At 67.9% G+C, this 12763-nt stretch carries 11 protein-coding genes; 9 read left to right on the top strand and 2 right to left on the bottom strand.

The genetic code is table 11. From position 1 onward, the window contains the following. Positions 1 to 28: 28 nt before the first annotated feature. From OH809_RS08550 to OH809_RS08525, 6 genes are all read left to right on the top strand, one after another. A complete protein-coding gene (locus OH809_RS08550) occupies positions 29 to 1042 on the top strand; it encodes a substrate-binding domain-containing protein (RefSeq protein ID WP_406422983.1) in 1014 nt (337 codons plus the stop codon). 194 nt (positions 1043 to 1236) lie between these two features. Next, complete coding sequence (locus tag OH809_RS08545; protein ID WP_406422984.1) at positions 1237 to 2220, top strand: sugar ABC transporter substrate-binding protein; 984 nt, start codon at positions 1237 to 1239, stop codon at positions 2218 to 2220. Beyond that, positions 2217 to 3269: an ABC transporter permease gene (locus OH809_RS08540; protein WP_406422985.1), complete on the top strand. Its 1053-nt coding sequence runs from the start codon at positions 2217 to 2219 to the stop codon at positions 3267 to 3269. Before OH809_RS08545 ends, OH809_RS08540 begins: the two co-directional genes overlap by 4 nt. Next, entirely contained in the window at positions 3266 to 4090 is an 825-nt protein-coding gene (locus OH809_RS08535) for an ATP-binding cassette domain-containing protein (RefSeq protein ID WP_406422986.1), read from the top strand. The genes OH809_RS08540 and OH809_RS08535 overlap by 4 nt, the downstream gene beginning before the upstream one ends. A gap of 188 nt (positions 4091 to 4278) precedes the next feature. Next, positions 4279 to 5442, top strand: a complete 1164-nt coding sequence (locus OH809_RS08530; RefSeq protein ID WP_406422987.1) for an ROK family glucokinase — start codon at positions 4279 to 4281, stop codon at positions 5440 to 5442. 13 nt (positions 5443 to 5455) lie between these two features. After that, positions 5456 to 6052 (top strand): hypothetical protein, encoded by a 597-nt coding sequence (locus tag OH809_RS08525; RefSeq protein WP_406422988.1) that lies wholly within the window; start codon positions 5456 to 5458, stop codon positions 6050 to 6052. Between the two features lie 114 nt (positions 6053 to 6166). Here the strand turns inward: OH809_RS08525 and OH809_RS08520 are convergent, their stop codons facing one another. Further along, on the bottom strand, positions 6167 to 7672 hold the full coding sequence (locus OH809_RS08520) for a long-chain-fatty-acid--CoA ligase (protein ID WP_406422989.1): 1506 nt from the start codon (positions 7670 to 7672) through the stop codon (positions 6167 to 6169). Positions 7673 to 7704: 32 nt separating this feature from the next. Then, positions 7705 to 8874, bottom strand: coding sequence for a TauD/TfdA family dioxygenase (locus tag OH809_RS08515; RefSeq protein WP_406422990.1), 1170 nt, complete (start codon positions 8872 to 8874; stop codon positions 7705 to 7707). 283 nt (positions 8875 to 9157) lie between these two features. Here OH809_RS08515 and OH809_RS08510 point away from each other — a divergent pair, with 283 nt between their 5' ends. The 3 genes from OH809_RS08510 (at position 9158) to OH809_RS08500 (ending at position 12690) form a co-directional block, all read left to right on the top strand. Then, the gene (locus OH809_RS08510; protein WP_406422991.1) at positions 9158 to 10180 is read left to right on the top strand and encodes an AraC family transcriptional regulator; all 1023 of its coding nucleotides are present in this window, start codon (positions 9158 to 9160) and stop codon (positions 10178 to 10180) included. Positions 10181 to 10554: 374 nt separating this feature from the next. Beyond that, positions 10555 to 11613 (top strand): 3-keto-5-aminohexanoate cleavage protein, encoded by a 1059-nt coding sequence (locus OH809_RS08505; RefSeq protein ID WP_406422992.1) that lies wholly within the window; start codon positions 10555 to 10557, stop codon positions 11611 to 11613. A gap of 105 nt (positions 11614 to 11718) precedes the next feature. Further along, a complete protein-coding gene (locus OH809_RS08500; protein WP_406422993.1) occupies positions 11719 to 12690 on the top strand; it encodes a quinone oxidoreductase family protein in 972 nt (323 codons plus the stop codon). The last annotated feature ends 73 nt before the right edge of the window (positions 12691 to 12763 follow it).

Genomic DNA, 12763 nt, shown 5'->3' with positions numbered 1-12763 from the left:
GGCGGCCGGGAGAGAAGGCGGACCCACCATGCGTACCCCTCGCAAGGCAGCACCCCTGATCGCCATCTGCACCATCAGCCTCGCCGTCACCGCCGTCGTCGCGGGATGCAGCAGCTCCGGCGGCAAGAGCTCCGAGGACAGGTCCGGCGGCAGCGGCCAAGGAGCCAAGGGCGTCTCCACACCCCGGATGAAGATCGCGATGATCACGCACTCGGGGGAGGGCGACACCTTCTGGGACATCGTCCAGAGCGGTGCGAAGCAGGCGGCGGCCAAGGACAACGTCGAGTTCCTGTACTCCGCGAACAAGGAGGGCAAGGAGCAGGCCCAGCTCGTCCAGGCCGCCATCGACCAGAAGGTCGACGGGATCGTCGTCACCCTGGCCAAGCCTGAAGCCGTGGCGGACGTCGTCGCCAAGGCCGTGAAAGCCGGTATCCCCGTCGTCACCATCAACTCGGGCGCGCAGTTCTCCAAGGGCGTCGGCGCGATCGGCCATATCGGGCAGGACGAGAAAGTCGCCGGCGAGGCCGTCGGTGAGGAGCTCAACAAGCGGGGCCGCAAGAAGGCCGTCTGCGTCATCCACGAACAGGGCAATGTGTCACTGGAGGAGCGCTGCGCCGGGGTGAAGAAGACCTTCAGGGGGAGCGTCGAGAACCTCGGTATCGAAGGCACCAACATGCCCGCCTCCACCTCCTCCATCGAGGCGAAGCTCCAGGCCGACCGCGGCATCGACACGGTCGTCACCCTCGGCGCGCCGTTCGCCGCCGCCTCCGTCAAGGCCAAGGAGGGCTCCGGCTCCAAGGCAGAAGTCGACACGTTCGATCTCAACGCCGAGGTCGTCAAACGGCTGAAGGCCTCCGAGGTCGGCTTCGCCGTCGACCAGCAGCCCTACCTCCAGGGCTATCTCGCCGTCGACGAACTGTGGCTCGACAGGACCAACGGAAACGTCATCGGCGGCGGGAAGCCCGTGCTCACCGGCCCGGCGATCGTCACCGCCGACGACGTGCCGCAGCTGGAGAAATACACCGCGCGCGGTACCCGGTGACCCCCGTGCGGACGGCCGTGCCCACCCCGTGCCGACACATGCGGCCCGCCCCTGCCGGGCGGCGCCGCGCCGGGCTCGGGGATACTTGGCCAGCCGGACCGGGCGGGAACTCCACCGGTCGGCACCAAGCAGCACAGCGAGCAGCACAAGAAGGGCACCACGTCGTGGCAAGGGTTCGGACAGGGGTACGTGCGATGGGCGCCGTGCTTGCGGCGGTGCTCGGGGCCTCCCTCGTGGGATGCAGCAGCACCGGTGGCAAGCGGGCGGAGGAGCGCGCGGCCCGGGCCGCCGCCGAGGGCCGGTCCGCGGTGAACACACCCCGCTGGACCTTCGCCATGGTCACGCACTCGGGCGACGGCGACACCTTCTGGGACATCGTCCAGAGCGGTGCGAAGCAGGCGGCCGTCAAGGACAACATCAAGTTCCTGTACTCGCACAACGACGAGGCGCAGCAGCAGGCCCAGCTCGTCCAGGCCGCCATCGACCAGAAGGTCGACGGGCTGATCGTCACGCTCGCCAAGCCCGACGCGTTGAAGGACGTCGTCGCCAAGGCGACCCGGGCCGGGATCCCGGTGATCACGGTGAACTCGGGCTCCGCGGAGTCCAAGGCGTTCGGCGCGCTCACCCACATCGGCCAGGACGAGTCCATCGCCGGCGAGGCCGTCGGCGACGAGCTCAACGCGCGCGGCCGCAAGAAGGCCTTGTGCATCCTGCACGAGCAGGGCAACGTCGGGCACGAGCAGCGCTGCGCCGGGGCGAAGAAGACCTTCGACGGGCAGATGCAGAACCTGTACGTCGAGGGCACCAACATGCCCGACGTCCAGGCGTCCATCGAGGCGAAACTCCAGGCCGACAAGAGCATCGACGCGGTCGTCACCCTCGGCGCGCCGTTCGCCGACGCCGCCGTGAAGGCGAAGCGGACCGCGGGCTCCAAGGCCGAGATCGACACCTTCGACCTGAACGCCAAGGTCGCCACCGCGCTCCAGGACAAGACCCTGGGCTTCGCCGTGGACCAGCAGCCGTACCTCCAGGGCTACGAGGCCGTCGACCTGCTCTGGCTCTACCGCTACAACCGCAATGTGCTCGGCGGCGGCCGCCCCGTCCTCACCGGCCCGCAGATCATCACCTCGAAGGACGCCGCCCAGCTGGCGGAGTACACGAAGCGGGGGACCCGATGACCACGACGGAGCAACCACCCGCCCCGTCCGGGGCCGACGAGCGGCTGCTGCGCACCTCACCGCTGCGCAGGCTTCTGGGCCGCCCCGAACTCGGATCGGTCGTCGGCGCCGCGGCCGTCTTCCTCTTCTTCTCGATCGTCGCCGACAGCTTCCTGCGCGCGTCCAGCTTCGGCACGGTGCTGTACGCGGCGTCCACCATCGGGATCATGGCGGCGCCGGTTGCCCTGTTGATGATCGGCGGCGAGTTCGACCTCTCCGCCGGTGTGCTGGTCACCAGCTCCGCGCTGGTCTCGTCGATGTTCAGCTACCAGATGACGGCCAACGTCTGGGTCGGCGTCCTCGTGTCGCTGCTGGTGACCCTGGCCATCGGCGCGTTCAACGGGCTCATGCTGACCCGTACCAAACTTCCGAGCTTCATCATCACGCTCGGCACATTCCTGATGCTGACCGGTCTCAACCTCGGCTTCACCAAGCTGATCAGCGGCACCGTGTCGACGAAGTCCATCGGCGACATGGAGGGCTTCGACTCGGCCCGCAAGGTCTTCGCCTCGGAGTGGACCGTCGGCGGGGTCGAGTTCAAGGTGACCATCCTGTGGTGGGCGGTGCTCGTGGCGATCGCCACCGGGATCCTGCTCCGTACCCGCTTCGGGAACTGGATCTTCGCCGTCGGCGGCGAGGCCGACGCAGCCCGCGCGGTGGGCGTCCCGGTGATCCGTACCAAGGTCGGGCTGTACCTCGGGGTCGCCTTCGCCGCCTGGGTCTCCGGGCAGCATCTGCTGTTCTCGTACGACGTGGTGCAGTCGGGTGAGGGCGTCGGCAACGAGCTGACGTACATCATCGCGGCCGTCATCGGCGGTTGCCTGATCACCGGAGGTTACGGCTCCGCCATCGGCTCGGCGGTCGGCGCGTTCATCTTCGGCATGACCAGCAAGGGCATCGTGTACGCGGAGTGGAACCCGGACTGGTTCAAGTTCTTCCTCGGAGCCATGCTGCTCCTGGCCACCCTGCTCAACGCATGGGTACGCAAGCGCGCGGAGGCGACGAAATGACGACCCCGGCCCCCCCGGCGCTGATCGAGCTGGACCACGTCAGCAAGTTCTACGGCAGTATCAAGGCGCTCCAGGACGTCTCGCTGGTGGTCCACGCGGGCGAGATCTCCTGCGTACTGGGCGACAACGGCGCGGGCAAGTCCACCCTCATCAAGATCATCGCGGGCCTGCACCGGCACGACGCCGGGACGTTGCTCATCGACGGTGAGGAGACCACGCTCGCCAATCCGCGCGACGCCCTCGACCGGGGCATCGCCACGGTCTACCAGGACCTGGCCGTCGTCCCGCTGATGCCCGTCTGGCGGAACTTCTTCCTCGGCTCCGAGCCGACGACGGGTGTCGGCCCGTTCAAGACGCTCGACGTCCGGAAGATGCGCGAGACCACCCGCTCCGAACTGCTGCGCATGGGCATCGACCTGCGCGACGTCGACCAGCCGATCGGCACCCTGTCCGGCGGCGAGCGCCAGTGCGTCGCCATCGCGCGCGCCGTCTACTTCGGTGCCAAGGTGCTCGTCCTGGACGAGCCCACCGCGGCGCTCGGCGTCAAGCAGTCCGGGGTCGTGCTGAAGTACGTCGCGGCCGCCCGGGACGCCGGACTCGGCGTGGTTCTCATCACGCACAACCCGCACCACGCGTATCTGGTCGGTGACCGGTTCGTGCTGCTCAAGCGGGGTGCCATGTCCGGCAGCCACGCCAAGGACGGCATCACGCTGGACGAGCTGACCCGCCAGATGGCGGGCGGCAGCGAGCTCGAGGAGCTCAGCCACGAGCTGCAGCGGGCCACGTCACCGGGGCGCCCGGACACCGACGACGCTCCATAGCGGTGTCCGGCGGATCATGGCCGGGGTCGACCCTGATCCGCCGGACACCCTCTGGGGCGGGGCGCCACCGGGGCGCCGCGGACCCCGCCCGCCCGTCCCGGCGCCCCGGCAGTGGCAGAATCGAGGCTGACGGGCGCCGTCCGTCACCGGGAGCACCACCACCCGGCCCCCCAGACCCCGCAGGGACGATGAGCACGTACCGCGACTTCACACACCGCGGCTCCGCCCGCGCCACCGTCCTGCGGACCGTCGGCACCCGTGAGCGGCGCTCGCACCTCACCGCGCCCCGGGTGCCCACCGTCGGCATCGACATCGGGGGTACGAAGGTGATGGCCGGCGTCGTCGACGCCGACGGCAACATCCTGGAGCAGCTGCGCACCGAGACGCCCGACAAGTCCAAGAGCCCCAAGGTCGTCGAGGACACCATCGTCGAGCTGGTCCTCGATCTCTCCGACCGGCACGATGTGCACGCCGTCGGCATCGGCGCGGCGGGCTGGGTCGACGCGGACCGCTCCAAGGTGCTGTTCGCCCCGCACCTCGCCTGGCGCGACGAACCCCTCAGGGACGCCCTCGCCTCCCGCCTCGTCGTCCCCGTCATGGTCGACAACGACGCGAACACCGCCGCCTGGGCGGAGTGGCGCTTCGGCGCCGGGCGCGGCGAGGACCATCTGGTCATGATCACGCTCGGCACCGGCATCGGCGGCGCGATCCTGGAGGACGGTCAGGTCAAGCGTGGCAAGTACGGCGTCGCCGGTGAGTTCGGCCACATGCAGGTGGTGCCCGGCGGGCACCGCTGCCCCTGCGGGAACCGCGGCTGCTGGGAGCAGTACAGCTCCGGCAACGCCCTGGTCCGCGAGGCCCGGGAGCTGGCCGCCGCGGACTCCCCGGTCGCCCACGGCATCATCGAGCGCGTCAAGGGGAACATCCCCGAGATCACCGGGCCGCTCATCACCGAACTGGCCCGGGAGGGCGATGCGATGTGCATCGAGCTCCTCCAGGACATCGGCCAGTGGCTCGGCGTCGGCATCGCCAACCTGGCTGCCGCGCTCGACCCCTCCTGCTTCGTCATCGGCGGCGGTGTGAGCGCCGCGGACGATCTGCTGATCGGCCCCGCCAGGGACGCCTTCAAACGCCACCTCACCGGCCGCGGCTACCGCCCCGAGGCCCGGATCGTCAAGGCGCAGCTCGGCCCGGAGGCAGGTATGGTCGGCGCCGCAGACCTGGCCCGGCTGGTCGCGCGGAGGTTCCGCCGTACCAACCGCCGTCGCGTCGAGCGGTACGAGCGGTACGCGCAGATCTACGACCAGGCCGCGAACACCATCCGTTCCACGCGCAACACCCGCACCTCCTAGGGATTCCCAGAACATGACCACAGCCGAGCACCCCGTTGTGCCGCGCCAGTCCTCGCCGCCCGGCGAGGACGGCGGCAGGCCCCCGCAGGACCGGCGCCGGACGATCCGCCGGCGCCTGATCACGGCGACCATCATCGTGCTGCTGATCGGCGTCCCGGCCGGCTATCTCCTGATCTCCGCAGGGCAGAGCCGCCGCTCCGGTCAGGACAAGGAGGCCGAGGCCGCCGCGCACGGGATGCGCGAGGGCTGGCCGTCCCGGATGCAGCGCAGGATCTTCGAACTGCCGATCCCTGGCAACGCCCAGGACGTCCAGTACTACGAGACCAACAACTGGAAGGCCAGCCGGATGTACGTGCAGTTCCGCACGTCGTCCGCCGGGCTCGACCGGTTCCTGAGCCGTCTCGGCAGCGGTCGAGCCGCCCTGAAGGACGGCGAGGTCACCGTCGGTGCCCGCGACACCAAGATCGCCGGCTGGTACTTCGGCCCCGGCGCCGACTGGGCGGGCACCACGCACACCAACAAGGACCCGCGTCCCACCCAGAACATCACCGTCGACATGACCGATCCGGCATCCCCTGTCGTATATGTCGTGTCTGCGGCCACCCCCTGACCGGAGGCCTGCACGACGAAGCCCCGCCGACGATGCCGGGGCTTCTGCGCGCGGCGGGCTATCGTCCCTGCCCACGTCGGCCCGGCTTCGGGTCCGACACGGCACCAGATCAGTTCAGCCCTCGAACGCCTGGTGCTGGAGGACGATTTCACGCTTGAGGATCTTGCCCGTGGCTCCCTTGGGGAGCCCGTTGGTGAACGTGACGATCCGTGGGTATTTGTAGGCAGCCACCCGCTGTTTGACGTAGTCGCGTAGCTGATCGGCCGTGGTCCGTGCACCATCCCGGAGTGTTACTACGGCGGCTACCTCCTCCCCGTGCACCTGGTGTGGCACGCCGACCACTGCCGCCTCGGCGACGGCAGGGTGTTCGTAGAGCACCTCCTCGATCTCGCGCGGGTAGACGTTGTATCCGCCGCGGATAATGAGGTCCTTCTTCCGGTCGACGATGAAGTAGTAGCCATCTTCGTCGACTCGGGCGAGATCACCGCTGTGGAACCACCCGTCCCGGATGGCTTCCGTAGTCGCACCGGGACGGTTCCAGTAGCCCTTCATGATGTTCTCGCCGCGGATCGCGATCTCACCGACTTCGCCCGGGCCGACCGTGGTGCCATCGTCCGCGACGAGCCTCAGTTCGACCCCGCGGATGGGCAGCCCGATCGAGCCGGCCTTGCGTGGCCGGTCCGGAGGGTTGAATGAGGCGACCGGAGAAGTCTCCGAGAGTCCATAGCCCTCCAGCACGGTGACGCCGAATTCCCGCTCGAAGCCGTGGAGTACTTCGACCGGCAGGGAAGCGCCGCCGGAAACAGCCAGGTGTAGCCGTGAGAGGTCATAGCCGTCGGGGATCCCGGCGTGGAGCAGGGCTGTGTACATCGTGGGGACGCCCAGAAAGACGGTGGCCCCATCCCGGTGAATGATCTCCAGCGCCTTCGTCGGCTCGAATCGCGGCAGCAAAGTCAGGGTGGCGCCCGCAGCGACGGCTGTGTTGAGGGCGCAGGTCTGCCCGAACGCGTGGAACAGTGGCAGGCCGCCGAACAGTACGTCGTCCGGCCCGACGTGGAGCAGCGTCTCGACCGTGGTGGCCGCGTTGGTCATCAGGTTGCGGTGGGTCAGTTCGGCGCCCTTCGGGGTCCCTGTTGTGCCCGAGGTGTAGAGGATCACGGCGGTGTCGTCCTCTGCCCGGTCGACGATCTCGGGCATCGGTTCGGTGGCCTGCACCAGGATGTCGAATGCCGCTGGGTCCGTGACCAGGCATACGGCCCCTACCTCTGCGGCGGCCGTCGCGACCTCGTCCGCGAACAGCGGGAACGTCACCACGATGCGGGATCCGGAATCCCGGAGGGTGAATTCTATTTCACGGGCTTTCAACAGTGGGTTCATCGGTACCACTACGGCGCCTGCGCGGAGGATGCCGTAGTACGCGATGGGGAAGTAGGTGACGTTGGGCATGACCAACGCCACGCGATCGCCCGGCCGGATGCCCTTGGCCTGCAACAAGGTGGCGACCCGGGCGCTTGCATCGTTCAGTTGGGCATAGGTGAGGACGATCTCGTCCTGGCGAATGGCGATGCGGCCGCCATCGGCTGAGGCGGATTCCGCCAGGAGTGAGGCGAGGTTGTTCATTCGGCTTCCCCTTCGATCGGAGCTGGTGGCGGTCACCCATGGCTGCGGGAGCCGCAGAGGCCCGCCGAGTTCTGCGTCGCGATCACGTCGCGGGGGGTGATCCCGCCGCGGCCGGGACGGTCGCCGGCGCTGTGCAGATCCCCCCAGAAGTCCGGCGGCAGGTCGCGTCCCTGCCGCAGGGTCAGCCACAGCCGCAGCACGTGGCGCTTCAGCTCGGGCTCTGCGAAGTCCTCGTACTCCGTGCGGGAATGAAGAACCGCGTGGTTGTTGAACAGCAGCAGGTCGCCGACCTCGAAGTCGACGTCAAGTCGGAATTCCCGGGACTCAGCCAGTTCGTCGATGAGGTCGAACAGCTCCATGTCCGCCGGCTCCAAGCGGGGAACGTCAGAAAAGCGCCGTGCGGACTCGAGATAGCAGCGGTTGTATCGCATGCTGAGCTTCCCCCCGTACCAGGACGCCAACGGAACCGTGGAGTACGGGGGTTCACCGGGGGGTTGCTCCTCCCGACGGTCGACGAAATGTGTGCGGTACAGGCGCTCGACCAGCTTCGGCCGCCGCGCCAGCACGGCGTTGTAGACCGCCGCCGAGCTGACAACGGCGGTGCGTGCGCCGGTGCGAGCCGCTCGCAGACACAGCAGCCCGAGGACATCGGAACCGTCGGTGTGGAACGGCAGCCTCGCTCTTGTCTGATAGCCGCGCGTTGCGGGGTCGGCCACGGTGCCGCCGGTGTCCCGGGCGTGACCGAGCATGTGGCCCGCAGCGTTCTGCGACACCGGGACGCCCAGGTGCTGGCCCAGTCCCCAGAAAATGGTGCTCGCCGCCGCCTGGCTGTACTGCTCGACCGGAATGCGTTTGACGAGCACGAAGCCCCGTCCGTTCTCCAGTACGTCGGCGAGTCGTGCCAGCTCGCCGGCCAGGGTCGGCAGCGGAAAGTCGCGGGCGGTCACCTTCAGGAGCGGAACACCGCGCTCACGCACCGCCTGCAGTGCCGCCTGGAGTTCGTCGGTCTGCGCCGGCGAGAGTCGCAGGACCCACTCGGTGGAGTTCGCCAGGTCCGGGCTCTTCCACACGGCCGGCCCTGCGCAGGGCCGGCGCAGCACGTTGATCACGCTCGTCATGGTGGCCTCACTCGGGTCGTGCATCCGTCCGGTCCACATCGTGTGCGGCTTTTCCCTGGCTGGGGGACCGGAAATTGCGTGCACGGCCCTTCTCCTTTCCACGCGGAAGAATCCCGTGGATTTGAACCAGGCCATTCCTTCGGGGGGCATTGATCTGCATGGGATTCCGTGCCACTTTTTCAGGGGGCTGGTCAACGGTTGGAGTATTTGTCATGGTGTTCTCCGCAGGATTTCAGATCAGCCGGGACGCCGAATCCAGGAGGCGAGCTCCATCGCAGTGGTGCAACGCTAGGTCACGGCCTGGCGCATCGCTTTACTTGACGTGACATCTTACTTACCATCTGGGGACAGAGCCTTGGAGTGCGCCTTGAAGCGACTGGTCCGCAATGCAGCGCTGAACAGCTACGTCGAGCTCAGCCAGTCCCTCGGCATCGACCCGCGAGCGCTGATGAAGAGCGTGGGCCTGGACCCCGTAGGCCTCGCGGTCCAGGACAGATGGATCTCTGGCGCGGCCGTGACTCGGCTGCTTGAACTCTCGGCGGTGGCCTCGCACCGCGAGGACTTCGGCCTGCTCCTCGCTGAGCGCCGCCGCTTCGCCAATCTCGGCCCCATCAGCTTGGTCATCCGTGAGGAGCCCGATGTCCGCAGCGCACTCGGGCTACTGATGCGACATGACTACATGTACAACGAAATACTCCGTAGTCGAGTCTCCGAGGCAAACGGCCTGACCACCCTCAAGGTGGGTCTGGAATTGGGTGAAGCAATGGAAGCCCGGCAGGCCACAGAGCTGGCCGTGGGCGCCTTCCATGGAGTTCTCCGCACTTTCCTCGGAGCTCGGTGGAAGTCGGTCTCCGTGTGTTTCACGCACAGCGCTCCCAAAGATATCGGTACCCACCGGAACATCTTCGGCCCGGTAGTTGAATTCGACCGGGAATTCACCGGGATCGTTTTCTACGCAAGCGACCTCGACACTTCCAATACGATGTCGGACCCGCTGCTCCGGAACTACGCGCGGCAGTATTTCGATTCCATCGCAGTCTCGAGGGACACGACCGTACTGGACCGTGTGCGCGAGTTGATCGAAGTCCTGCTGCCGAGCGGGCGCTGTTCCATCGAGCAGGTCGCATCCAGCCTCGGCGTCGACCGGAGAACCGTCCACCGGTACCTGGCGGGTTCGGGCGAGACGTTCTCCTCCCTCCTCAACGCCACGCGTACCGAGCTCGCGGTGCAGCTCGTGGCGAACCCGCGACGCTCGTTGACGGAGGTCTCCGGGCTGCTGGGATTCTCCGGACCGAGCGGCTTCTCACGCTGGTTCCGTGAGCAGTTCGGCAGCAGCCCGAGGGAGTGGCGCACCGGGAGGGCCAGGCAGCAGCACTCCGGCGAGGAGTGATCACCGGTCCAAGAGCCGGAGGCCGAAGCGATCCGCCGCCTGCCCTGGGCCTGCCTGGGCCGGGGCGACGCCGACAGGGGCCAAGCCTGTCCCCAAGTGATAAGTCAGTTGTCACCCAGGGGCAAGCATGGCGCGTAACCGGCCCTTAACGTTGCATTACCGCAGGGGACACCGACGGCCCCACAAGGACCAGCAGGAACCCTGCTGCAGTCGTGTGCTCCCTCCGGACTCGCTGATCGTATCTGAGCCGCCCAGCGGGCCTGGGAACCAGGTCTGCGAGCTCACCCCGCCCCTCGCCAAGCCCTTCAGGCCTCGCATTGCGGGCAGCGATGCGCGCGGCGAGTGAAGACCCATCCGACATAAGGAGATGGACCGTGCACTTCCTCGACGACTCCCTGTATCCGGAGAACCAGGAGAAGTTGGTGATCCAGGCGGCCCCCTACGGGCCGGAGTGGCTGCCCGGTGACGCCGACGACCTTCCGCTCACCATGGATGAGCACGTGCAGGCGGCGGTCGACTGTTACAACGCCGGCGCCACGGTGCTGCACATTCACGTGCGCGAGCTGGACGGTCACGGCTCCAAGCGCATGTCCATGTTCAACGAGCTGATGGCCCGGCTGCGTGAGGCCGTGCCGGACATGGTCCTGCAGATCGGTGGGTCGATCTCCTTCGCCCCCGAGGACGAGGGCTCCGATGCCAAGTGGCTGAGCTACGACACCCGCCACATGCTGGCCGAGATCAACCCCCGGCCGGACCAGGTGACGATCGCGATCGGCACCAACCAGATGAACATCGTCGAGCTCTTCGACGACGAGGACATCGAGGGCACCTCCATCGCGAAGCCGGCCATGTACAAGGCCTATCGCGACATGGTCGTCGAGGCCGGGCCGGACTTCTACCTCGAGCACCTCGAGCGGCTCCGTGCCAACGGCATCCAGCCGCACTTCCAACTCGCCAACATGGCACAGCTCGAGACCGTCGAGCGACTGATCCGCAAGGGCATCTACAACGGACCGCTGGTGCTCAACTACGTCGCGATCGGTGGCGGGTTCGCCGGGCGGCACCCGGCGGACCTGGTCGAATTCATCCGCCGTGTCCCGGACGGCGCGGTGCTCACGATCGAGGCCTCGATGCGCGCGGTGGCGCCGATGAACGCGATCGGCATCGCCCTGGGCGCGCACGTGCGGGTGGGCAACGAGGACAACCTGTGGCGGCGCAAGGGCGAGCGGATGTCCTCCGTGAAGCAGGTCGAGCAGATGGTTCAGGTCGCCAACGCGCTCGGCCGTGAGATCGCCACCGGGCAGGAAGCGAAGAAGATCTACAAGATCGGCGAATGGTACTCGGACGCCGACGAGACCCTGGCCCAGCTCGGCATGGTGCCCAACCGCCGCCCCGGCCGGCGCGGCTTCATGCTGCGCGACGTCAAGAGCTGACCTACCCGCACCAGCGGCGGTCCCGGGGCCGATCCTGCATCCGTCCCGGCTGATCCGGGTCGGCCCGCGACCGCCGTACCCACACACGAGCAAACGGAGCAACTTGTGGCACACGCCATTCGCTTCCATGAGACCGGCGGCCCCGACGTCATGCGGTGGGAGAAGGTCACCGTCGGCGACCCGGGCCCGGGCGAAGTACGGATCCGGCACGTCGCCGTCGGACTCAACTTCGCCGACACCTATTTCCGCTCCGGTCTGTACCCGGCTCCGCTGCCTGCGGGTCTCGGTGTGGAGGCCTCAGGCGTGATCGAGGCTGTGGGCGAAGGCGTCACCCATGTCGCAGAGGGCGATCGGGTGACCTACACCGGCAGCCCGCTGGGGGCCTACAGCACGGAGCGGGTCATGCCCGCGGATTCGCTGATCAAGCTGCCGGAGGAGATCAGCTGCGAGACCGCCGCGGCGATGACCATGCGGGGCCTCACCTCGGCCTATCTGCTGCGCCGGATCCACCCGCTGAAGTCCGGCGACACCGTACTGCTCCACGCGGCGGCGGGCGGCGTGGGCCTGATCTTCTCCCAGTGGGCCAAGCTGCTCGGAATCACCGTGATCGGCACAGTCTCCAGCGAGGAGAAGGCCGAGATCGCCCGCGCACACGGCTGCGAACACATCATCTACTACCGGCGCGAAGACGTGGCCGAGCGGGTGCGAGAGCTGACTGCAGGCGCCGGAGTCCCCGTCGTCTTCGACAGCATCGGCAAGGACACCGTCGCCGGATCCATGGCCTCGCTGCAGCGCCGCGGTCTGCTGGTGTGCTTCGGCACGGCCTCCGGTGTGCCGCCCCTCGACGCCATGCAGCTCGCCATCCACGGCTCGCTGTTCGTGACCCGGCCCGCGCTGGCCGACTACATCGCCGAAGCCGCCGAGCGGGACGCCCTGGCGGGCGAGCTGTTCGGGCATGTCGCGTCCGGACGTATCAAGATCCAGATCAATCAGCGCTACTCCCTCCAGGACGCGGTACAGGCACACCACGATCTGGAAGCGGGACGGACCACGGGATCCTCCGTCTTCGTCCTCTGAACACTCCGTGCCACGCACCTTCGAACACGCCGTGCCCGGCACCTTCGAACACGCCGTGCCTCGCACATCACCC

Source organism: Streptomyces sp. NBC_00873 (genome assembly GCF_045207415.1).
In the GTDB taxonomy this organism is placed as follows: domain Bacteria; phylum Actinomycetota; class Actinomycetes; order Streptomycetales; family Streptomycetaceae; genus Streptomyces.
The sequence above is the reverse complement of the archived record's forward strand: the minus strand, read 5'-3'. Positions and strand labels throughout refer to the sequence as shown.